This window comes from Paenibacillus aurantiacus, assembly GCF_042431225.1.
Lineage (GTDB): Bacteria > Bacillota > Bacilli > Paenibacillales > Paenibacillaceae > Paenibacillus_Z > Paenibacillus_Z aurantiacus.
This window is the reverse complement of the sequence record NZ_JBHMDO010000029.1, coordinates 23,794-47,203: the sequence shown is the minus strand read 5'-3', so window position 1 is coordinate 47,203 and position 23,410 is coordinate 23,794. Positions and strand designations below refer to the sequence as shown.

The following is a 23,410-nucleotide window of genomic DNA, read 5'->3' as shown; positions in this document are numbered from 1 at the left end:
TTATCATTGTAACATGAGGGCTTGCCGGTTGAACAGACAGATTTGGGCTGGATCAGGTCAGGCGGTCGACCAGTCATCGTAATGAGGGGGTTCCTTAGAATTAAGAATGGCTTTTAATTCATGAACCACTTGAAGAGCTTCTATTTCAGTACATGATGATTCTTGTCGTAAGTATTCTATCCCTCTTGATATGCTATCGTACCCTCTGGGAACAAGATGCGAATGAAAATAAGGAACTCCATCTATAATTAGAAGGGAGTAGACCCGTTCTGCTCCTGTAACCTGCTTGAGCGCGAAGTATAATTGTTTTAATACTACTCCGTACGAAATAGTCTCTTCCTCTGTCATTTCTGAAAAATCCAGAAAATGGCGCTTCGATTCCATTACAATACGCCCAGCACAGGATTGATCCACGGGAAAATGACAGACTTTCCAATGCTCGTCTTCATAAAAATATCCACCAGGCGGTTGGTTAGAAACGCCAAGCTGCTTATCGCAAATAAAACATGACATTGGAGTGTCTCCTTTGTAACAGAATTGATCACCTACCACTGAAAAGTTCATCTCAAGAGCGCGCCGTTGAACGAACTAGGCTAAGGACCCCGCGAGTGCGATAAGCCAATCACGGTTATTCTGCTCGGCAATTAGTTCATACTGTAGAGCTTTCCCCCTAGAGGGCCCAACTTCTGCCCAAATCAATTGCTGTTTATCGGTATTTCCGACATAAACGGCCTCGTTGGCACGAATCATTAAATTCTCGATCATACCTTGTTGCAATTCAGGTACATGAATCCGGCTTTTTGTAGTCCCAAAAATACGCAATTCAAATGTATGCTCATCCTGGCGGCATCTCAAACTCATACCTACTAACGTATCGTTAGGTTTAAGGTCCCGCACGACATTGCCTCCGGTTTTTTCGCTTTCAACGGCCATTTCATTGATTTCTTCTTGCGTTAAGTTATCGAAGCCATAGTAAACTTGAATATCCAATACGTCTGCATGAACGGGAAACACAGGCTCCCATAAAGCGACCTTTGCCTTTAATGCATCGATGCCTTCCTGCCACGGTATAGCTTCATAATTGGTTTGCTGACTGATTTTTTGCTCATCGGCTATATATATTCCTTTCCCCATTCCGGGTCTTAACTCTCGAATCAGGCTATCGATCGCATTCAACTCTTGATTAGAGTTGATATGTAATATGGCTAATACCTCTCCCTTTTCGCTTTTTATTTCCAAAGCCCGCACGCTCCTTATCGGATTGGGGAATATCACTTCATTCTGGCTACAGCACTTCTTCCAGCTGCCGCCGGCTGTGCGCATCAAGCGTCCGCCAATCGGATATTTCGCAGCGTTTGCCGTTGATGTCGATCAAGATCGCGCGGTTTCCTCCGGGGTACTGAATATGCTCATGGAGATTGCGCATCGCCAATCGGGTCGGTCCAAGATCCGTCTGCAGCTTCCACAGCCACAAATCCGATTTTCGTTGGATGCTGTCGATGCGTTCGACCTTCGGTATAAAATACCGGAATTGAAGCTCTGCCCTTAGTTCAGCTGCGCTCTCCGAGTGAAGCTCCCCGATATCGCGCACGATTCCCAGCTCTTCATCCTTCGTGGTACGAATCGAGATATAGGCTGACGGATGCCGAAAGGGGAATGTCCGATGTACGATCAACTCGTCATACGGCTTGCCATCGACAACGCCCTGAAGCACGCCGCCCTCGCCCCTGCTCAAATACACATCGTCCGGCTTCAATAGCCTGATATCATAGCTTTCCGCCATTATCCCTCCACCCCCTTCATTTGGGCTAATTCTTTCTGCGCGTCCACAAGCTTGCGATAGATGCCGTTTTCTTGTACGAGCAGCTCCTCATGCGTGCCGACTTCAACGATTTTGCCCCGGTCCAGCACGACGAGCCGATCGGCGTTGCGCAAGGTAGATAATCGATGCGCGATCGCGAACGTCGTCCGGCCCTGCACAAGCCGGGCTATCGCCTCCTGGATCTGCCGCTCCGTCTCGGTGTCCACGGAAGCTGTCGCTTCATCGAGTATGAGAATGCGCGGATCGTGAATAATGGCTCGGGCAATCGCCACGCGCTGCTTCTCGCCGCCGGATAGCTTATGCCCGCGTTCACCGACCCGCGTATCGTAACCATCCGCTAGCCGTACGATGAAATCGTGCGCATTGGCGATCTTCGCCGCGCGCATGATCTCTTCCGGCGTCGCATCCGGTTTGGAATAGGCAATATTATCCGCGATCGTGCCGTCAAACAAGAAGGTCTCCTGGAGGACGACCCCGATTTGTTTTCTTAGGTCCGATTGGCTAATGCTGCGAATCGGGACGCCATCGATTCGAATGATCCCTTCATCCGTGTCATAGAACCGGCACAACAGATTAATGAAGGTCGACTTGCCCGCCCCCGAATGACCGACCAGGCCGATCATCTCGCCGGCTTTCACCTGAAGATGGATCCCCTTCAGCACGGGATGATGCTTCTCGTAGCCGTACGTGACCCCTTCGAATGCCACCCCGCCTTTGACGACGCCAAGAGGCAGCGGCTCCTCCATATCCGGCACCTCGGAAGGCGTATCCATAATTTCAAAAACCCGATGAGCTGCCGTCATCGCAGTGCCGACCCAATTAATCATCTGGCTCACCCATTGGAGGGGACCGAACAGCATGCCCAGATAAGCGACAAGCGCCAGAAGCACGCCTAGCTGCATCTCGCCTTGCAACACTTTACTTCCTCCGTTATACCAGATCAGCAGCGTCCCGAATCCCGCGATTAAACTGAACAACGGGTGTATGATTTGCCAAAGTCCCTCCGTCTTGATGTTCTTCTTCATCACGTCGGCGTTCGCTTCTTCGTAACGGGTCATCTCCTCCTGCTCCCGGCCGAAAGCCTTGACGACGCGAATTCCCTGCAGCGATTCACCCACCAGAATGTTCACGCGGAAGATGGCGCGCCACTGCTGATACATGAGGCGTCCGATTCTCGGCCAGATCGTCATGGAGAATGCTACGATGATCGGTACGGGGAGCAGCGCGAACAAAGACAGCTTCCAGTCCAACCCGCACATGATGATAAAGATGGCGGCGATACGCAGCGTGTGGCCGCAAACGAATACGACGCCGTCGGTCATAAACTGCCGCATCTCCTCGGCGTCCTGGTTCACGCGGCTAATGAATTGCGAGGTTTGCCTCCGATCAAAGTAAGCCAGCGACAGTCTCATCAGCGACCCGAATATCTCTTTGCGAATATCTCGCATAAGCTTGGAGCCGACCCACATTCCAATATATCCGCGTACCGTCTGCATCGCGGTCATCACCAGCATCGTTACGCCTAACCCTACGATTAGCAGCATCAAGGTTGGGCCCATGTCTTTGGTTTGAAGCACGTCATCAATGATGACTTTGGTCAAATAGGGCGGGATGAGCTCGACCAGCGTCGTGAGAATAAGCAATAGCGCCGCACTGACCAGCTGAAGCCTGTAAGGCTTCGCATAACGAAGCATACGGAGAGCTGCCGTGCTCTCTTCGCGCATAGATGGCAGATCTGCGTCCCTTCGCCAAGCGGATTCCCGCAGGTTGGACAGTTGCGCGGCAAATCGCGCTCCGAGAGGACCGGCAGCTCTTCGCGCTTCGCCAATGCGCCAAGCAGCTTCGCGGCGAAATTAAAGACCGGCGTCAGCGCAGCGGTATATCGGCCAATTACGACCGGACCGTCATGCGTGTCGGCGATAAGCGTGCCTCCCCCGATCGCGCCGACGGCTCTCGCATCCTTCAGCCGCGTAATCTTCACGTGTAGCGTTGGCGGACCTTCCTGATGCCATACTGTAATCTCATTCTCGGTGATGGCAATCCATTGCGCGCCGAAATGGCCATTAGGCAGCAGATCGGTTTTGGCGGTAAACAGCAGCTTACCCTGCAACTGCTTTTGATATTGTTCCGGTAACGGATCGAGCGTCGCCATAGTCTCCTCCCAGTTGGTTCACTTCGTGTAGTTTCTTCCATAATATTGAAAGTTTAGCGGTTCCATTTGCAGGCAACAACCTGTCAACGATCTGTTCTTTTACCTGTCAATTTAAATTCACCCTAAATAAAAACAGAGGCAAGCAAGCTGAAAAAGCCGCTTACTCCCTATCCATGGGAACAAGCGGCTAATGGTTGCCAAGTCTAAGCTGCCGAGAGAACCAGAAAAATAGGATCCATCACTTGATGGCATCCGCCGGCTCGCCGTCATGCGCCCGGTGATTCGTCATGGCTTCGATGACCCGATCGAATCCATCATGCCCGTAGCCCATGGCCACCATTTGATCGGCGACGGCTTGGATGGGAAGCAGCCAATCAGCCGGCACGCCCAACTCTTGACTGCTCTTGACGATGTTGTCCAGGCCGAGCTTGTTGACCGTCATATTGGATATATCCGTGGCGTAATCGCCATCATCAAGTTTGCGGGCCGCATCCCTATTGGTCAGCATAGGAACAATCAAGTGATGCAGCCAATTGCTTGAATACGGCAAGAACGCCTCCGCAGAAATATTGGCCGTTCGCAGCATCGCATGGGCATGAAAATAGCTGTACCAGGCACCGTACATCATCGTAAGCATCGCCAGGTCATGCAGCAACGCCACACCGGGGTCTTCGCGCAGATAGGTCGTATGTCCGCCCAACAGCCGCAGCACGGGCTGATAAGCCTCGAAAAGCTCCTGACGGCCGCCATAGAGAAGAAGCGCTTCCGGACTGCCGATCATCGGGGGGATCGCCATAATCGCCCCATCCAAATAATCGATTCCCGCCTCTTCGGCCCATGCGCTCATGCGTCGCGCGTCATCCGGCGTACCGGTGGTCAAATTGACGATGACGCGGCCGGCAAGCTCTGTCTTCAAAGGCATGAACGTGCTTCGTACCACCTCATAAGTCGACAAGCAGACCACGATCATACGGCTTGCCGCAACGGCGTCGGCTGCCGTCTTAGCCCGGACCGCCCCGTTGCCGACGAGCCGCTCATCCTTACCTGCCGAACGATTCCAGACTGTCACAGGATGGCCGGCCGCAAGAAAGGTCGCCGCCAGCGCCTGCCCCATATTCCCGAGCCCGATTACGGATACGGGAATGAGACCTTCTTCATATTCATTAACCGAAGCATTTGCAAATGAGTTTCCGTTCATTTATTTCCACTCCTTCACGAAATTCAAGTGATCTTCAAATCAACAACTTTCTATTGCGCGCGTGCGTTCTATGAAAGGCCCGGAATATCACGAAAATAAGGTACGCTTTCTTTCTACGGCACACCCGGCATATAATCGAACTAATATCGAGCGAGGGAGGTCCGGAAAGAATGAGAATCAGCGAATTAGCTCGTCTTACCAATGTCAGCGCACGCGCTATACGCCATTACGAGGAAAAAGGGCTGCTGCAAGCCGAGAGACTCGACAACGATTACCGTGATTTCAAACCATCGGCCGTTGACCGGATCCATTCGATCCAGCTGTACTTGAAGCTGGGATTAACGGCGGATGAAATACGGAGCCTGTTCACGTGCGAAGTCGCATCGCCGGATGATTACGAATACTGCGAAGAAATGCTGGAAATCTACGAAGGAAAGCTTCACAAGGTAAACCGCCAGATCGAATCCATGCTGCAATTGAAGAAGCTGCTGGAGCGGCAAGTGGCGCTGACGGTAGCCGGCAAAAATGAAGGAGACTTGCGGATATCCGTCTAAAGCGCGGAACAGCCTCTTTAGGATTGACCGGGCGGAGACCTCGGTCATTCCGTTCGTTTATTCCACTGAAAGGCCTTGTCCCAGACCCCCGTCTACCGATAGTTTGGCGCCTGTCGTGAAGGTGGCCTCAAAAGCAAGGAACAGCACGGCTTTGGCCACCTCCTCCGAAGAACCATGACGTTTCATCGGCGTAATCCGGTCGCCAAGCTCCTCGAAGGCGGTCCGTTCGGTTTCGGAGAAACCCGTCACGCCCATCGTCGGCGTTTTGATAAATCCTGGACTAACCACATTGACGCGAACGCCTCGCGGTAACAGTTCGGCGGCGAAACCAGACGCAAGCGATCGCAAAGCTGCTTTTGAAGCGCCGTACACGCTCATTCCCGGGTTACCGCCCTCATCCGCCACGGATGACGTGAATACGATCGAGCCGCCTTTTCGAATCAAGGGCGACAGACGCTGTACGGTAAAGAATGCCCCCTTCGTATTAATCGCGAACGTCTTGTCATACGAGCTTTCGGTCACGGCTTCGAATGGTTCCAGCAGCGCAATTCCTGCATTGATGTGGAGGAAGTCAATCTCCCCGAATCGTTCCGTCACGTAATCGCCTAATGCTTGAATATCCTCCATGCGCGATACATCGGACGGAATGACATGCGCCCGTTCGCCTAACTCCCGTCCAGCTTCTTCCACGTTCTTCGGATTGCGTCCCGTCAGTATGACTTCGGCTCCCCCCGCCAGCAATGCTTTGGCCACTGCCATCCCCATGCCATGGGTACCGCCCGTTATAACGGCCTTCTTGCCTTCATACTCCCTCATCCTATTGCTCCTCCCTGCTTCAAGTTTCGTGTATTTTGTCTTTCTGAAGTCAGTATAGAGGTTCACGCTAGCGTGAAGGTCAACAGGTGATTTTTCACCTCTTCTCAGCAGCCGATACGAAATACGCCTTAATATGAACGCAAAAAACAGCCCCCTGTGATTTCCGGATCATTGGGGGCTGTTCTAATGCTTATGGATATGGATTAGCCGAACCATGCACCTTTCCTCACCGTTCGAGCCGCTCGATTAGCAGACTGCCAATACCTTGGTTTCGAAACTTATCTTTACCGACAAACCTTAGGACAGAAGGCATTCCCTACAAACTTACAACTTCCCGATACGCCCCTTTAGGCTGCTGGTTCGTATCGAACAGCAACGGCCAATTTTTGCGTCCGCGCACCGGGAAATAATCCAGCCACGTATAATCGTCCGCCGCGCCCCAGAACGTCACGCCGGTCAGCACGTCCTTGTATTCGCGGAACAGCCGGAAGAACTGTCCGTAGCGCTGCTCCTGCAGGCGCAGCATCTCGTCCGTCGGCGCGATCAGGTCGGTACGGCGATCGTCGAAAGCAAACATCGACACATCCATTTCCGTAATTTGCAGATTCACGCCGAGGGACGCATAGCGCTCGATGGCCGCCCGGATATCGTCGAGGGAGGGATCGAACAAACTCCAGTGCCCCTGCAAGCCGATACCGTGGATCGGCGCGCCCTGTTCCTGCAGCGACTTGACGAGCCGGTAGATTTTCTCCCGTTTGCCGGGATTGCACTCATTGTAATCGTTGTAGAACAGCTGCGCGTCCGGGTCGGCCTCATGCGCGAACCGAAACGCTTGCGCGATAAAGTCCTCGCCGACGGTATGCAGCCATTTGGACGGCCGAAGCCATTCTTCCCCGTCGTCGGTGACCGCTTCGTTGACGACGTCCCAGCAGTAGATGGTCCCCTTGTAGCGGTTGACGACGGTATCGATGTGGCTCTTCATGCGGGCAAGCACGGTCTCCCTGTCAGCCATGCCTCCATGGCCGTCGTCGAATACCCAATCCGGCGTCTGGTTGTGCCACACCAGCGTATGGCCGCGCAGCTTCTTCCCGTTCTCCCGCGCAAAATCCGCGATTTCGTCGGCTGCCTCGAACGTATACGTCCCCTCGGCCGGATGCAGAGACTCGAACTTCATTTCGTTCTCGGCCGTCAAGCTGTTGTAGTGTTGAAGCAGCAGATCGCGCTGGCTTGCAATCGTGCGGCTATTCACCGCCGCGCCGATCAGAAAATCATCCTTGAATGCTTCCGCGAGCGATTCGTTCAACCTTGCGTTAACCGTGTCTCCCATTGGGTTTGCCACCTCTCCGTGATGAAGGTATATATCGATTTCGAGACCAGTCGCGTTAATCCTTCAGTACCAGCGCGCCAAAGCCAAACGTATTCTGATAGGAAAGTCCCGTCCGGTCATTCCAGATCGTGATGCTGTCGCGGTCCCCGTCGCCGTCTTCATCGTTGTTCACCTGAACGTCGAAGCCGATCATCGCGTCTTTCTTCGGCGGCGTTCCGTTCCATTCGATCGAAGCTTCCACGACGTAACCCGTCTTCGTGCGCTTCACGGCCGAGACCAGTTTCCCGGCAAGCGCGGACGGGTTCACGCTCTGCTCGTTGTCGAAGTTAATCCGGTACTGCCCGTCATCCGCTTGGTAGGATGTGCTCGCCGCATTGTTCTGGTCTACGAAAATTTCCACCGAATCCTGCTCCCACACATTGGCGCTCGCTTTCGACAGCAGCGCGTCGGTGACTTCGGCCAGCACGTAGAGCTTCCCTGCATCCCACAACGTCCTTACCGTCGCCGTCGATCCGCTTGCGCCGCTCACCCAGCGCTCCGTCTTGATTGCCTTGGCTCTCTTCCAGACCGCGTCGATCGTGCCGTCGACGGTAGGCGTCCCCTTCGGCGCTTCCGTCAACTGCGGTCCTTCAGCCAGCTCGGCTACGCCGAATTTGGACGTGTCCGTATCCTGCGAGCCGGTCCGATCGTTCCAGGATGTCATCGCGACGTCGCTGCCCGTACGGTCGACAATCCGCACGTCAAGACCGAGCTTCTTGTCGATGGACAGTCCCTCGACCGGAATGGCCGCTTCGATCCGGTAGCCGCCGTCGATTTTGACTGCTTGGTAGTCAACCGGCTTGCCCGGGTTCGCCCCGCTGCGCCGGAACGTATATTTCTTATCGTCCGCTTCATAGGCAGTCGTCTTGCCATTATTGCCGTCGATGAATACCTCTACCGCGTCATTGCCGTTGTTCGTTGCATCCGATACGTCGACCGTGACGTAGAGCTTCTTCTTATCCCAGAGCAGCTTGAAAGCGCCCTTCGCCTCTTCCTGCCGCTTGATCGTCAGCTGAGGCGTCCGATTCCAAATAGCCTCCAATTTGCCGTCGACCGCCACGGTCGCGCCGATCGCCGTCGCGCGCTGGGTTTCGACCGGCAGCTTGCTCGGATCGACGATCGCCCAGTAGGCGTACTTGGCCTGCAGACGCTCATCGAACAAGAGCGGCCAGTTGTTGCGATTGACCGGGAACGTTCTCAGCCAGGTGTTAAGGTCATCCTTGCCCCAGAAGATAACGGCCGTTAGCTGATCCGCATGCTTCTTGAACACGTCGAAGATTTCCTTGTACCGTTTCGCCTGCTTCAGTTGAAGCTCGAGCGGGAACGTCTCATAGGCGTCCGCGTCATTCGTATACACGCTCATGTCCAGCTCGGTCACCTGCTGCTCGATGCCCAGATCGCGGAAGGCTTGGAACTGATCGTCGATCTCCTGCACCGTCGGATACTCGATGCCGATGTGCGTCTGGTGTCCGACGCCGTCGACCGGAATGCCTTTCGCCTTCAGCCGCTTGATCAGGTCATGCAGATTTTGCCGTTTCTCCGGCATATTCGTATTGTAATCGTTAATGAATAGCTTCGCACTCGGGTCCGCTTCATGCGCATAGATGAACGCCTTCTCGATGAATTCTTCTCCGGCAATCCGATACCACAGACTGTTGCGAAGACCGCCAGGCTGCTTATCGCCAGGCTCGAGCACTTCGTTCACGACATCCCAAGCGTAGATTTTGCCTTTGTATCGGCCGACCACGGTCTCGATATGTTTCTTCATCCGCGCGAACAAGAGCTCCTTGCTGGCCAGCTTGCCCTCCGCGTCATAGAACACCCAATTCGGAGTCTGGCTATGCCAGATGAGCGTATGGCCGCGCATTGCAATGCCGTTGGTCGAGGCAAAATCAACAATCTTGTCCGCTCGCGTGAAGTCGAATTGCCCTTCCTGCGGCTCCGTCGCATCCCACTTGAGCTCGTTGCCCGCGGTCAAGGAGTTAAAATGCTTCTGAATGAGCTGCGCATCCGGCCCATTCGGATCCTGAATTTCATTCACGAGCAGCGCCGAGCCGAGCAGGAAATCATCGGCGAATACGTCCTTAAGACTCGGAATATCCTTCTCGATCTCGATCGGCACCGGATCCGGCGCCCGCTCGATCGACACGTCGTCGACGTAGAACTCCAGCGTCGGAGCGCCGAACGATTCAATATAGACGGCCAACTGCTCGGCCGGATGCTGCAGCGTATACGAGCCGGATATCTTTACCCAAGCGCCGTCTGTTACGGTCTTCGTGGCCACGGGTTCGTAGAAAGCGCTCCCGTCCGTCTGCCGCTGCATGAGCATCGAGACATCCGAAGCCGGCTGTCCCGCCGGCAGACGCACCCAACCGGATAAGTCGTACGTCGCCCCTTCCTGCATATACGTCTTGAGATCCAGCGTAGGACCGTGCCAGCCCTGCGTGCGCCCGGTGACCGAGAGCCCGTATGCCCCCGAATGAGCAGCCGCCACCTCAGCGGTTAGTATCTCCGAGCCGCCTCGGCCGCTCCAGCCTTGTACGGTGCCATCTTCGAAATCGGTTGCGATCCGCAAGGCCGGCGTCGCTTCGACGGCCTCCGCTCTCGTCTGCTTCGCCAATATGCCCACCGATACGCTTGTCAGCATGAGAGCGGTTGCAAGCATGAGCGAAAGGCCGCCCTTCCATCCTTTCTTCATCACGAACTACACCTCGCCTTTCCACTTTTATTCCATAGAAACGCCCTCTGCGAGGACGCTTCTATGGCATCATTCGGACAGGCAGCCAGCCTGCACCCTCATAAAATTTTATCGCTTTCAAAAATCGTCCACTACCCGCCGATCGGCGTGAATATACCTGTTGAACCATTGGTCTGCTTACCCCTCCGGCGGAAGCAGCACGATGCGTCCTTCCTCCTTCTCCACGCGGACCTTGTTCGCGTTCTTGAAGCCATGCGCATCGAGGTAGCCTGCCGGAATTTGCAGCCGTCCGGCTTGATCGAGCACGGCGTACTCGACATGACTCTCCTGCCCCTCTGCGGCATATTCGGCGTCCAGCTGCGCCAACTCGTCGGCATACGAGATACGGCGAACCATCTCCGCCGACGTCTTGCCATCGCGGATCTGGACGACCCGGTCCACCTTGCGGGCCAGCTCCGGATCATGGGTCACGATGACAACCGTTATGCCGGTCGTCTGGTTCAGCGTCCGGAACAAATCAAGCACCTGATTGGACGTCTGGGTATCCAGCGAGCCGGTGGGCTCGTCGGCCAGCAGCAGCTTCGGCTCGTTCGCAAGCGCGATGGCGATCGCCACCCGCTGCTGCTCGCCCCCGGATAGCTCGCTGAGCCGATTGTTCAGCCGATGGCTTAGACCGACGGCTTCCAACAGCTCGATCGCCCGCGCACGGCGGCGTTTGCCCCGAAGCAGGATGGGCAGCTCCACATTTTCCAGCGTGGTCAGATACGGAATCAGGTTGCGCGCATTGTTCTGCCAGACGAAGCCAACCGTCTCGCGCTTGTATTTCACCAGCTCCCGCTCGCTCAAGCTCACCAGGTCCTTGCCGTCTACGAACAGCTTGCCGGCCGATGGTTTATCCAGGCCGCCCAGCATATTGAGCAGCGTGGACTTCCCGCTGCCGGAATTGCCGATGATTGCCATCAGCTCGCCGTCCTCGACCAGGAGATCGAGCCCCTGCAGGGCGACCACCTCCAAATCGGCCGTCTTATAGATCTTCACTAACCCTTCGCTGCGAATCATCGCTTACTCCTCTCCGAGCTTCAGTGCTTGGGCTATTCGCGTCCGCGACAACCGATATCCGAGTATGAGCAGGCCGACCGTCAGCGTAAAACCGACGATGCCGTACAGCTGCACGTAATCGCGAAGCCGATAGACGACGGCGAACGGCGGCACCTGCTCCGTCGTCGCGAAGGACATCTCGAACAGCGGCACGAACAGCTCGCTGGTCGCATTGCCGATAATCACGCCGATCAAGACCGCCGCACCGGAAGTGAGGAACTGCTCGCTAATGAGCATGCCGATAATTTGCGGGAATGGTATGCCCATCGCGCGCAGCACCCCATATTGCAGCGTTCTGCCCGATAGGTTCAGCAGCCAGAAGAGCAGGAACCCGAAGAAGCTGATCAGCATGGAGATGACGAAACCAAGCGTCATGACGCCGTTGATCGCCAGGCGAAACGGATCGTTCTTGGATGTAACCAGCTCTGCATGGGCATCGCGGAGACTTGTGACGCTCAGCTTGTTCGCCGCTAACTGGTCGTAGATCTCTTGACTGGATACGCCCTCCCGGAGCTTGAGCCACACCTCGTAGGGCTCGACGGCCAGACGATTCTGAATCGCGGTCAAATGACCGACCACCAGATGGGGCGTTGCCGCTTCGCCCCCTTCTCCTTCGCCGCCGGCAGGGAGCGGGTTCCAGCTGGGCCAGTAGTCGACGATGCCATAGACGGTGAATTGCGCCTGGTCGAGACCATCCCAGGTAAGACGGATCGGATCGCCCGGCGCCACCTTCGCTTCCTTGGCGAGCGACCGGGAGATCAACACGGCCTTCGGGTTCGGCGCGATTAAATTCAAATAGCTGTTGATCGGGTATTCCAACAGCCCGTTCTTCATCCAGGCCGTCCGGCCGAATTCCGCCGTATCGATGCCAAGCAGCGTCGTCGCGCCGCTGCCCTTCTCGCTGCCAGCCGTGTATCGAGCCTCCTTCTTGAACACTCTTGCGGCGGCTTCCACGCCCTTAAGCTCCCGAAACGGCTGGAACGGCGGCTCCGTATATTGCGTCCTTCTCGTCTCCGCGATCCCAAGATCGGTCTGCGCCTGCTGCGCGCCGCCCGCATAGACCGGAGCCGGCGCATCGCTCGCCCATCGCGTCGTCAGCGCCATATCGGCGCCGACGTTGTATTGAATCTTGCTCTCCATGTTGTCATTGATCGTCCGGGCGGCATTCGCGCTGAAGAGGCCGGTCGCGACGGTCATGATAAGAAAAACCTTGATGGTCAAATATTGCCCGGAAGAGCGGCTGATCTGGATCAGCGTGCTGTACAGAGCGGGCGGCCACATGCCGCGTCCAGCCCAGAAGAGCAAACGGATGAGCCAAGGATAAACTCGCAAGACGAGCAGCCCGCCTCCCAGCGCGAACAGCGCCGGCATGAGAAACAGGAGCGGATCGACCTGCAGCGCATCCTGATCGAGCGCGAGCCGCTTCAGATCCTCCTGCCTGTTGTTGAAGTTGTACAGCAGATAGACCGCGATGGCGACAAGAACAAGGTCAAGTCCCGTCTTATGCCAGAAGGATAGCTTCGTTAACCGCGCCATCTGCTGTTTATGGCCTACGATCGTGACGCGCGTCGCCATGAAGGCCGGGATGAGAATGAGCGCAATGGCTCCGGCGACCGCGAGCGCCGCGACTTTATAGGCCGTGCTGGTCAGCGTCACCTCCAGGGCGGAGCGCTGCACGAACGTCAGGAAGCCGTTCGAGGCACCGAGCAGCTTCGTGAATGTTACGCCGAGGAACGGCCCAACCGCCAGCGCGCTCCCTCCAAGCAGCAGGCTTTCCGCGGTGAACGACGCCATAATCTGCAGCCGGCTCGCTCCGCGGCTGCGGAGCACGGAGATCTCCGTCTTCTGCCGATCGATGACAAGGTTAGCCGCCATGTACAGATAGAAAGCCAACATCAGCATAACCGGGGAGTAGAGCGACAGCATCATGACGTCCAGCTTCTCCTGCTTGCCTGCATAGGAGGCCACGGTCTCGCTCGCCGGGATGTTAATCTCGTCCACGCCGAGACGCCCGCGGAAGTAGCGCTTGATGTCCTTGCTCGCTTGCGTGAACGCCTCGACGTTCTCGACCGTCAGCTGATTGTAATTCAGCGCCAAGCGCCACTCCAGATCGGATACCCGAGCTTTGCCGCCAATCGTAAATTCCTTCTCGAACTGCGCGAACGGAATCAGGAAGCCGTCCGGCACTTCCGTCGTCAGGAACGGCAGATACGGATCGGCGGCCGGATCCGTATCCATAATGCCGACGGGGATGACGCGGAACCTCTCTCCTTCCGGCGACTCCACGATCAGTTCTTCCGTCAGCTTCCGCTTGGCGGAAATCAGAAACTTCTGCGTGACCAGCGCTTCGAAGATGCCGTCCTCCCGAACTTCGGGCATTCGTCCATCGATCAGGCGGACGCGCTTCTCCGCGTCGGATAACGCCTTGAAGCCGCCGGCCGTCTTCTGCGACTGCTTCTCCTGCTCGGTGGCATCCGCGCCGTACACCTTCATCCGCTGCGTGAACCGCTGCCGATAGACGGACAGCGCTTCGAGCCCCATCCGCTGGGGAATCCGCTGCACGTACTGATCGGCTCGCGCGATCGCCGCCCTCGTCTTCTCGTCCATCTTCGACGCGGACACGGACGTACTGATCCTGACGAAGCCCGGATATGCGCCGCTTTGATGCTGGATGCGTTCCAGCTCCTTGATCAGCGTCCGCTGCAGAATGGCCTCCGAATAGAGCGGCATGGAACTGAACAAGGCTACGCATACCGTAAGGCCGAACCATAAATTTAGCTGCAGCCATTTATTCTTTGCCATCTTGCGGAGGATCATCGTCCATAAAGCCATGCGTACACCTCATTCTGGCGCCCGGTCGAAAGCCGGGCATCTGTATAGCTTGCTTCGCGCAACTCTGTTAATGGCTCACAATCACCTTGTCGCCTTCTTTCACCCCTTTGACGATCTCCACCTCGGTCGGCGTCGTCAACCCGACTTCGACATCCACTTCTTTGCGAAGCTCGCCTTCCGCAACCTGTACATAGAAGCGCCCCATATAGGAACGGAGCGCCGAACGCGGCAGCACGATGGCATTCTCCCGCTTCTGCAGCTCGATGGTCATTTCGGCGCTATGTCCGATTTGAATCCCGGCCGGCGGATGGTCCATCCCGATTATAATCGTCACCGCGTTCTTCTCGGCCTTGGACGCGTCGGCCCCTGCCGGCACATCCGAGGGAGACTGCAGCACTTTGCCGGTGTAATCCTTGCCTTTGTACTTCAGGCTGACTGGCATCCCTGCTTCTACCGGAAGCACGTCCTTCGCGTTGGCCGCCGTGTAGGTAAGCCGCATGCTGTTCGAATCCGCGACCGTAATGATCGGCTGATACGCATTCACGCGCTCGCCCGTCTTCACCTGCTCGATGAAAATGACGGTCCCGGTAATCGGCGCATAGAGCCTTGCCTTCTCGAGCCGGCTTTCCATGGCGGCGAGCGACATGTTCTCCCGCTCCAAATCGATTTCCTTCAGCCGAATTTCCGTCGCGCTCGCGTCGTTCGTCCTTGCTTGGCCGTAGAGCAACTGCGTTCGTTCCACGTTTAATCGCTGCAGCCCCAGCTGCAAATCCAAATCTCCCGTCTCCAGCTCGCCGAGCAGTTCGCCCGCTTTCACCTCTTGGCCAAGCGTGACGTTGATCGACTTCAGCTGTCCGCCATCCTTGAACGAAAGCGCCTTCACATTCGACGATTCGAAGGTGGCATTGCCCTTCAAGAACGTCTGGATACTGCCGCGTCCGACCTCTACAAGGTCCAGTTGCTCCTGAGCCGGCTCCACGAGCGGCGGTTGAAGCACGACATCCTCGCGGGGGAGCAGCGAACACCCCGAGAGCGCAAGCATGGCGATCAGCAGGATGGAGGCAGGCTTCAAGCGGGCCGTCCGATTAGATAAGCGGTGCATTATTCGTCGTCTGCGATACAATTCTCCCATCCTCCAATGCAATCACGTGATCGACAAGCTCCATAATGCCGGGATCATGCGTCGTCAGAATAATCGTCATCCCGGCCTGATTCACCAAATCCCGAAAAACGCGCATCACCTGCAGCCCCATCTTGCTATCCAACTCCGCGGTCGGTTCATCGGCAATTAACAAGCCCGGCTCGTGCGCGATCGCGCGGGCAATCGCCACGCGCTGCTGCTCGCCGCCGGACAGCTCCATCGGCCGATGCTTCATCCGCTCCTTCATGCCAACCTGCGCGAGCGCCCGCTCGGCTGCTTCCCGGTTGCCCCTCTTCGGCGCGCCCGCGATGCGCAGGCCGAATTCGACGTTCTCATAGGCGGACATGAGCGGAATCAGCCCGAACGACTGGAATACCAGCCCGAACTGCTTGCGGCGCAAGGCGCTCCGTTCGGCGCTGGATAGCCCCGTAATTTCCCTTCCCCGGAGCAAGACTTGCCCTTCCGTCGGTTCGTCAAGCGCGCTTAATATATTGAGCAGCGTCGTCTTGCCGGATCCGGACCTTCCCTTCAGCGCGACCATCGCCCCGGCCGGAACCGACAAATGAACGTCCGCAAGCGCCGTGACGGCGGCATTTCCTCGGCCGAATACCCGCTTAATGCCGATTGCTTGAAGTAGCGGTTCGCTATCGGTTTCTCTTGGATTCTCTGCTAATGCGATCACGGCATTCCCCCCTTATTCACCGATCTAGCTTTTGGTTGCGCTTTCATTATAAGTAAGCCTTTCGGCGCGCAACAACGTTCAATTCTTTACTTCGTAACCCGGCCATGACCTGTAGATTATATAAGTTGAACTCAAGAGCTGAACAAAGTATGCGCTTCGCAAGAGGGATGGCCTTACGATCGCTGTTGTTCACGGATTCCTTGATTGAGATTCAATTAGGTAGGAATCCGTGAACAAAGGCGAGCGCTGGCGCTTCTACAGGCTCATCTCTCTTGCTCCGCACTTTTGTTCATAATCCGAGTTCAACTTATATAATTGTTTTTGATGCAGCAAAAAGAGAAGCCTCTTTGCATCGGCTTCTCGCTATTTCTTGCTTGCTCGTCGCAAGATACGACGAGCGACTATACTTCCCTGTCATATCGGAAGTAATCGTAATCGGCATACCCGCCGCTATGTTTCGACGCATAGTTAAACAGACCGATCCGGTAGCCCATAAAGTGCTCGAGCGTATATTTCATCTCCAGCTGATCACCGATCTGAATCCAGGCCGCGCCATCCATGGAATAGTAGAAAAGGGCGATGTCGGTGCTATTCCGGAAATTAAAATCGATCTTCAAATAAATCCGCTTGCCCGCAAAACGAACCTGCTCCACCGTTTCTTCGCCGCCGTCGCCACGGTTGACGCACATCTCCACGTAAGGTTCGCCGCCTGCCGCGATCCGGATCCCTACGGTTCCGAACCGATTCTGCATCGCCACCAAACCGGCGTAATCGCCTGGCTTCATACGGGAGAAATCCATCAGCGCGCTGCCGCTGCAAGCGGGCCCTTCCGTGCGCTGGGTCAGCGTATTGCGGGCGAAAAGCACGCTGCTGGCGTGGCTGCCGGTCATCAGGCGCAGCCACCCCGGTCTTGCCGTCACGGACCAGAGCCGATTGTCCGGATTGTGGTTCCACTGCCAATTCAACGCCAGTTTGTTGTCGTCATACTCGAATTCATCGCTAATGACGATCGGCTTCAAGCCAGAGCTTGGCAGCGAAGCTTCGAACGCCTCCGGCACCGCGCCGTCCCGTCCGAAAACCGGCCAATCCTCGACCCACGACACGGGGACGACGCATGGAATCCTCCCGACCGCGCCGTGATCCTGGAACAGCACCGCATACCAGGTATTGTCCGGCGCATCCACGATTCCGCCTTGCGCGACGCCATTATTGAAATACCCCATGTCGTCATCGAGCACCACTTTGCGTTCGTAAGGCCCCAGAAGCGCCCGGGAACGATAGCAGATTTGTCTGCGCCGGCCGTTCCCTGTTCTTGGCCATTCAATAAAGAACAAATAATAATAGCCATTCCGCTTATAAGCATGGCAGCCTTCGCAGCGCAGACCGATCCCGTCCCGTTCCGTCTCCAGCAGCTGTTGGTTAATGCCATCTTTCTTCAGCTCGGTGGCGTCCGCCGTCAGCTCGACAATGCGGATATTGCCGTTGCCATGGAACACGAACACGCGGCCATCATCGAATAACAGGCCCGGATCGTGGTGGAGCCCTTCAATGACGGAGCGCTCCCATGTTCCGTGCTCGATATCGGTCGTCCGGTACACATAGAACCGGTTCATATCGAGACTGGAGAAGCACACATAGAACGTACCCTCATGCTCGCGCAGACTTGCGGCCCACGAGCCTTTGCCATAGACGTATTTGCCGTTCTGCAGCGTATAAGCCTCGTTATCTTCAAGCGTCTCGTAGACGTAATTCACGATCTCCCAATCCATCAGGTTCTCTGACTTCATGATCGGGCATCCGGGCATGGAATGCATGCTCGTGCTTACCATATAGTAAGCCGTTCCAACCCGGATGACGCTGGGGTCCGGAACATCCGCCCATAGAACCGGGTTTTTGATGATGGTTCCGCTGACCTCGTTCGCTGTACTGCTCATCGTTCGTTCACTCCTTGACTATTCGCCTTACTCGCCAAACTGCCAATACCCCAGTTTAAACAGCTTCGTGCCCGGCTCCCCTTTGAACACCAGGTACAAATCGCGTACGCCTTGAGCGCCCGTCACTTGCGTTTCCGACTCCGTCCACGCCGCGTCGCTTGCGGCCGGTACGTGCAGCGTGCCGATCAGCTCGCCATCCGCATGATCCAGACGAAGCTCGAGCACGCCTCCCGCTTCGCTTAAGATGGAGGCTTGGAACGAGGAGGCGCCTACCGCGCCGAAATTCACGCGCGACAACGCGATCCAGTCGCCATGGTCAATATCGGTCACGGCCTGCGTTGCATGCGATGGGTCATCCGCATTTACAATCGTTTCCGTGGCCACGCCCGCGCTCCAGGCCATCGTCGCCGCCGCTACGCGGACGTACGGATTAAAGTCTTTCACCTGCTTGACGCCCTCATAATCCGCTTGGATCTCGTGGATCGCGCCGTCCTCGAAGACGACCTGATTCAGATGCGTGGAACGGTAGCCGTTCGATACGCCGAGCGCCTTCGCTAACGTCTGGGCATGGTAGGCGATATACCAAGCGCCGCCGAACGAGAAGATGGCATGGTGATTATTGCCGCCGACCCCGAAGAAGCGCTCCGGATTCTTCAGGATCGAGCCATGGTACGTCCAAGGGCCCATCGGTTTATCGCTCGTCATGTACGCGATTTCGCCTGCCGGCGGACTACCTGCCGTTCGCTCGCCCTGGAAGAAATTCGAGCAGTACGTATAGTAATAAGTGCCTCCGACTTTATTGATGCCCGCATCTTCGAACATATATGGAGCCGGGATCGTAACGGCCTCGCCGACCACGCTGATCATATCGTCGCCCAGCTGCATCACGCGCGCCGTATCGGGCCATGCGTCCTTTCCTTTAGGGACCCCGCCGCCAAAGTAAATATAAGCGCTGCCATCGTCATCTACCAGAACGGCCGGATCGAACAGCCACGTCACGTCTTCGACGCCCGGCGTCGTTCTCAAGATTAACGCTTCGCCGATCGGGTCTACCCACGGACCGGTCGGGCTGTCGCTCGTTAGCACGCCAATGCCGCTCGCATTGTTGGCGAAGTACAGGAAGAAGCGGTCCTTGCCGTCTACGACCTTGTGCGCAGCCGCCGGCGCCCACGATTGCGTTGCCCATTTCGCTGCTCCTTCGGGTCCTGCAGCAACAATATTGCCATGATCGGTCCAGTTCACCAGATCGTCGGAGGAAATAACGCCGATTTTGTTGATATTGCCGTAGGTATTGTCCTTCACGCTGCCATCGGCGTCATATTCCAGCACGTCATTCGTCATATACAGATAGACGCGTCCGTTGTAGACCAATGCATACGGATCGGCACCGAATTTGTGGGCAACGAGCGGGTTGCCGGCGGGCGGGATTTTGCCTACCGCTGCAGTGAATAGGGTCGGATTGGCATGATTCATGGATAATCTCCTCCTTATATAGATGCGCTAGCATCCAAGCGTCTTGCTTAAAAATGCCGCAAACGCATGTTCAGCATTCCTCTAGCGAGCTCTACCATTTATAACTATTAGAATCTGAAAAGTTGGTTTAAAGGATAGGAAGACCTGCTTCCGTTTACCTTTCCATTAGACCGGCCTCGCTTCGTCTGGATAACCAGGGTGGCTGCGAGGACGACAGTCGGTTTTTACGATTAATCTGCCCTGTCCTCCCCGGCAGCTTTCTAGCCCGCTTGGAACGAATCCCGATATTCCTGCGGCGTCATCCCGGTCGTTTTCTTGAAGAATCGCGTGAAGGAATGCGCCGCTTCATAGCCGACGAAAGCGGACACCTCGCGCACCTTCAGCTCGCTTGCCGTGAGCAGCTCCTTCGCTTTGCGCAGCCGGCATTGATCGATATACTCCGATAAATTGACGCCCTTCTCCTGTTTGAAGAATCGGGATAGGTAGGACGGATTGAAGTAATTGATCTCGGCCAGCCGGACCAAGGACAAATCCTCGCTCAAATGCGCTTCGATGTACTGGCAGATCCGGTCGATCACCGAGGACGCTTTTTCGGCTTCGTCCTGCTGCTTGAAGCTGAACAGGCGATCCGCGATTTGATGCAAATACTGGATGCCTTCCTTCAATGACGGGTGTTCATCGAGACGCATCAGCTTGCCGTAATCCCCGAATTGCTCTTGAAGCCCGGAGCGGTTGATCGCGGAGAGCAGCACGAGCGCAATCGAATAATAGGCTTCTACCGTCCGCTGCACGTTCGCGCATGGATGGAGCATGCAGCCCGTCATGTCCGCCAGAGTTTCGTAAAATCGCTCTCGCTTGCCGGCTTCGAGATGCGCTGCCAGCACTTCGGCCTTCTGGGCAATCCGGCCGGCTTCCTTCTGCTCGGAAGGTACCTCCTGCTCGATCCGATCCGTCGTAATCAGAGGCAGTCCGTCGCCCAGCTTCATCTGCTGCAGCTGGCGAAGGCGTTCGGCCTGCTTGGTGATTCCCTCCCATTCGCAGGCAGAGCTGGCGATGATGAAGGTGATTGTCAGCTTCAACGATTCTAAGCACGTCTCGGAGATAAGCTCCAGCGTTCCTTGCAGGTAACGGATCAGATGTCCATAGAACTTCTCTTCCGCTTCCTCGGAAGGCTGCAGCAGCCACAACAACTCCCCATGCTTATCGATGATGCCGACATGACGGGTCTGCCCCGTGAAATACGAATTCCAGATCATTCTTGCCTGGTTGACCAGCTCGCTGCGCTCGGAATAAGTCGTCCCTTCCGGATAGGAAAGCTGACCGCTGACAAGCACGACCGGAAGCGCCGGATCCAATGGCATGTTTAGCTTGCGAAATTCGCTCACGAGGACATCCCGATCTTTGCACAGCACATGGCTCTCCTGCAGCAGATGGCGGATATAGTCGCCTTGCGCCGCGAATTCAAGCGCGTACCGCTGCTCCAACGACTGCTCGACTAACGCGCTCATCTGCGTGCTGTGGTGAATCTCCCGGATAACTTCCTGCACGACCTCCGTCACTTTGCCGTAGCCTTCCGTCTTGAGCAAGTACCGGGCGTTCTGCATTTGAATCGCTTGATACGCGTAATCGAATTCGCTGTAGCCGGTCAGGAAGACGACCTTGCACCTGGGCCAATACATCCGGATTTCTTCGGACAGCGCAAGGCCGCTCATGCCCGGCATGCTAATATCCGTCAGCACGATATCGATCCGCGTCCGCTGGAGCCACTGGAGCGCTTCTTTGCCCGAATAAGCTTTGCAGACGTCCAGTTTGTCCGGCATCAACTTATGGAATACCTCGAATAGTCCATCCGTAATGATATCTTCGTCATCGACGATGAGCAGCCTAAGCAATCCAATCCCCCTCCTTCGCCTTGATTCGTATGACGACCTTTAACCCCTCCAGCTCGCTTCGGGACAGAAACAAGCCGCTCTCCTCGCCATAGGTTAACGCGATTCGCCTATGAATGTTGATCATGCCCGTCATCTCGAACGATTCCGGCGTGCTGGACAGCCGCTTGCTTAATGCGGCGAGCCGGTCGTCGTCGATGGCGGCTCCGTTATTCTCCACGATGATGCGCGCCTCCGCTTCATCCCGCTCGAAGGTGACGCGGAGCTGGCCTTCGCCGTCCATTTTCTCCAGGCTGTGCTCGTAGGCATTCTCGATAATCGGCTGAATGATGAGACGCGGCACCCGGATGTTCGCCATCTCGGCCGGCAGCTCGTCGAATCGGACCTTGATCCGCCTGGAGAACCGCAGCGTCTGAATATCGGTATACATCCGGGAATGCTTGACTTCCTCGGATAATAGGACATCGTCCTCGCTATTGCGCGTGATGAACCGGAAGTATTCGCCAAGCATATTCGTGAACAGCTCGATCCGGTCCGTATCTCCGGTTCTGGCCAACGAATTGAGGATGAAGAAGCTGTTGTACAGGAAGTGCGGATTGATTTGGGACTGCAGCTGCTTGAGCTCCGCCTTCTGCATCATCAACTTCTGCTTGAAGTCCTGATCGATCAGCGCCTGCAGCTTCTTCAGCATATGGTTGAAGCGATGATACAAGTAGCCGAATTCATCTTTCTGTTCATGCTCGATCGGAATATCCAATGCACCTCCTTCCATTCGTCTGAAACTTTGAACGAGAAGCAGCAGCGGTTTATGTACGAATCGATAGGTCGAATAGGCGTAGATGACGATCGCCACGAAGGACATTAGCGCGAACAACCAAGCCCAAATTTCGAATTTGCTGAGCGGTCTGCCGACGGTTTCCTCCGGCAGGAAGGTCACGATGGATACGCCTAATTTCTCGGAGTAGGCTCGGTTAAAGTGATAGACGCCTTCCTCCAGATCCAGCAATAACGTACTAGCCTTGCTATCCTGGGCCGCCTTCGAATACTGCCCCATCAGCGCGTCTGCCTGCCGATCGCTTGCGAGCGTATAGCCGGCATTGTCGACGATGAGGAACGACCCGCTTTCTGGATACATGTTGAGCTGCGCGAGCGATCCCTTCAACTTCTCGGGATCCAGCTCAATCTGCACGATGAAGAGCGGATCCTTCCCGCGCTTGCCGCTATCCTTCACCGCGCTCAGATGCAGCGCGTTCTTCCAGACCAGCAGCCGACTTTCTCGTTTGTCCCGCGCGCCTTTCAGATGCTGGAAGCTCTCCTCGTCGAAATCGTTCACGTCGCGGGCAGCCGAGACGGTCTTCCGAATGGTTTGCAGATGAATAGACACATCTTTGATATAAGGGCTGCTATTCTTGATGGAGGTCAGCCGGTGCTTCAAGTAATTCATGCTCGACGTTCTTTCGATGCTGTCCATCATCTCCCACGTAATGGCGAGCTTGTTCAGGTCATCGTCCTGCAGCAGATCATACTGCTGAATCTCCAGCCATTCCATCTCGCGATTGACGTCCTCCAAATAATAATTCAGCTGCATCAGGGTCGCCCGCGATATCTCTTGGCTGGCATTCTTGTAGCTCCAATTATACAAGTACACGCCTAATAGGATGATGGGAAGGATAACGATCAAGTACGTCAGAACAAGCCGAATGAAAATCGTGTTGCGGAATGAATTAACGGGGAATCTGAGCAAGTAAACGCCTC

Annotated in this window: 18 protein-coding genes; 1 reads left to right on the top strand and 17 read right to left on the bottom strand. The window is 55.8% G+C overall.

What is annotated here, in order from left to right; genetic code table 11:
- Positions 1-57: 57 nt before the first annotated feature.
- The 6 genes from ACFFSY_RS17585 to ACFFSY_RS17560 all read right to left on the bottom strand — a co-directional run bounded on the left by ACFFSY_RS17585 (position 58) and on the right by ACFFSY_RS17560 (position 5,172).
- Entirely contained in the window at positions 58-513 is a 456-nt protein-coding gene (locus ACFFSY_RS17585) for an HIT family protein (RefSeq protein WP_377496359.1), read from the bottom strand.
- Between the two features lie 75 nt (positions 514-588).
- Positions 589-1,239 carry a hypothetical protein gene (locus ACFFSY_RS17580; protein ID WP_377496357.1) on the bottom strand — a complete coding sequence of 217 codons (651 nt, stop codon included), beginning with the start codon at positions 1,237-1,239 and terminating at the stop codon, positions 589-591.
- 46 nt (positions 1,240-1,285) lie between these two features.
- Positions 1,286-1,783, bottom strand: a complete 498-nt coding sequence (locus ACFFSY_RS17575; RefSeq protein WP_377496355.1) for a DUF1854 domain-containing protein — start codon at positions 1,781-1,783, stop codon at positions 1,286-1,288.
- A complete protein-coding gene (locus ACFFSY_RS17570; RefSeq protein WP_377496353.1) occupies positions 1,783-3,516 on the bottom strand; it encodes an ABC transporter ATP-binding protein in 1,734 nt (577 codons plus the stop codon). Before ACFFSY_RS17570 ends, ACFFSY_RS17575 begins: the two co-directional genes overlap by 1 nt.
- Complete coding sequence (locus ACFFSY_RS17565) at positions 3,420-3,974, bottom strand: hypothetical protein (protein ID WP_377496351.1); 555 nt, start codon at positions 3,972-3,974, stop codon at positions 3,420-3,422. Before ACFFSY_RS17565 ends, ACFFSY_RS17570 begins: the two co-directional genes overlap by 97 nt.
- 238 nt (positions 3,975-4,212) lie before the next feature.
- Positions 4,213-5,172, bottom strand: coding sequence for an NAD(P)-dependent oxidoreductase (locus tag ACFFSY_RS17560; protein ID WP_377496348.1), 960 nt, complete (start codon positions 5,170-5,172; stop codon positions 4,213-4,215).
- 170 nt (positions 5,173-5,342) lie between these two features.
- Between ACFFSY_RS17560 and ACFFSY_RS17555 the strand changes: the two genes are divergently transcribed.
- The gene (locus tag ACFFSY_RS17555; protein WP_377496346.1) at positions 5,343-5,726 is read left to right on the top strand and encodes a MerR family transcriptional regulator; all 384 of its coding nucleotides are present in this window, start codon (positions 5,343-5,345) and stop codon (positions 5,724-5,726) included.
- Between the two features lie 57 nt (positions 5,727-5,783).
- Here the strand turns inward: ACFFSY_RS17555 and ACFFSY_RS17550 are convergent, their stop codons facing one another.
- The 11 genes from ACFFSY_RS17550 to ACFFSY_RS17500 all read right to left on the bottom strand — a co-directional run bounded on the left by ACFFSY_RS17550 (position 5,784) and on the right by ACFFSY_RS17500 (position 23,399).
- Positions 5,784-6,542, bottom strand: a complete 759-nt coding sequence (locus ACFFSY_RS17550; protein WP_377496344.1) for an SDR family oxidoreductase — start codon at positions 6,540-6,542, stop codon at positions 5,784-5,786.
- 316 nt (positions 6,543-6,858) lie between these two features.
- Entirely contained in the window at positions 6,859-7,869 is a 1,011-nt protein-coding gene (locus ACFFSY_RS17545; RefSeq protein WP_377496342.1) for an endo-1,4-beta-xylanase, read from the bottom strand.
- A gap of 55 nt (positions 7,870-7,924) precedes the next feature.
- Positions 7,925-10,606, bottom strand: coding sequence for an endo-1,4-beta-xylanase (locus ACFFSY_RS17540; RefSeq protein ID WP_377496340.1), 2,682 nt, complete (start codon positions 10,604-10,606; stop codon positions 7,925-7,927).
- Positions 10,607-10,783: 177 nt separating this feature from the next.
- Entirely contained in the window at positions 10,784-11,665 is an 882-nt protein-coding gene (locus ACFFSY_RS17535) for an ABC transporter ATP-binding protein (RefSeq protein WP_377496338.1), read from the bottom strand.
- A gap of 3 nt (positions 11,666-11,668) precedes the next feature.
- Positions 11,669-14,536 (bottom strand): ABC transporter permease, encoded by a 2,868-nt coding sequence (locus tag ACFFSY_RS17530; protein ID WP_377496336.1) that lies wholly within the window; start codon positions 14,534-14,536, stop codon positions 11,669-11,671.
- Between the two features lie 67 nt (positions 14,537-14,603).
- Positions 14,604-15,668 carry an efflux RND transporter periplasmic adaptor subunit gene (locus tag ACFFSY_RS17525; RefSeq protein ID WP_377496334.1) on the bottom strand — a complete coding sequence of 355 codons (1,065 nt, stop codon included), beginning with the start codon at positions 15,666-15,668 and terminating at the stop codon, positions 14,604-14,606.
- Complete coding sequence (locus tag ACFFSY_RS17520; protein ID WP_377496496.1) at positions 15,622-16,356, bottom strand: ABC transporter ATP-binding protein; 735 nt, start codon at positions 16,354-16,356, stop codon at positions 15,622-15,624. The genes ACFFSY_RS17525 and ACFFSY_RS17520 overlap by 47 nt, the downstream gene beginning before the upstream one ends.
- 404 nt (positions 16,357-16,760) lie before the next feature.
- Complete coding sequence (locus ACFFSY_RS17515) at positions 16,761-18,293, bottom strand: glycoside hydrolase family 43 protein (protein ID WP_377496332.1); 1,533 nt, start codon at positions 18,291-18,293, stop codon at positions 16,761-16,763.
- 27 nt (positions 18,294-18,320) lie between these two features.
- Entirely contained in the window at positions 18,321-19,766 is a 1,446-nt protein-coding gene (locus tag ACFFSY_RS17510; protein ID WP_377496330.1) for a glycoside hydrolase family 43 protein, read from the bottom strand.
- Positions 19,767-20,026: 260 nt separating this feature from the next.
- Complete coding sequence (locus tag ACFFSY_RS17505; RefSeq protein ID WP_377496328.1) at positions 20,027-21,658, bottom strand: helix-turn-helix domain-containing protein; 1,632 nt, start codon at positions 21,656-21,658, stop codon at positions 20,027-20,029.
- Positions 21,651-23,399, bottom strand: coding sequence for a sensor histidine kinase (locus ACFFSY_RS17500; protein ID WP_377496326.1), 1,749 nt, complete (start codon positions 23,397-23,399; stop codon positions 21,651-21,653). The genes ACFFSY_RS17505 and ACFFSY_RS17500 overlap by 8 nt, the downstream gene beginning before the upstream one ends.
- Positions 23,400-23,410 lie beyond the last annotated feature (11 nt).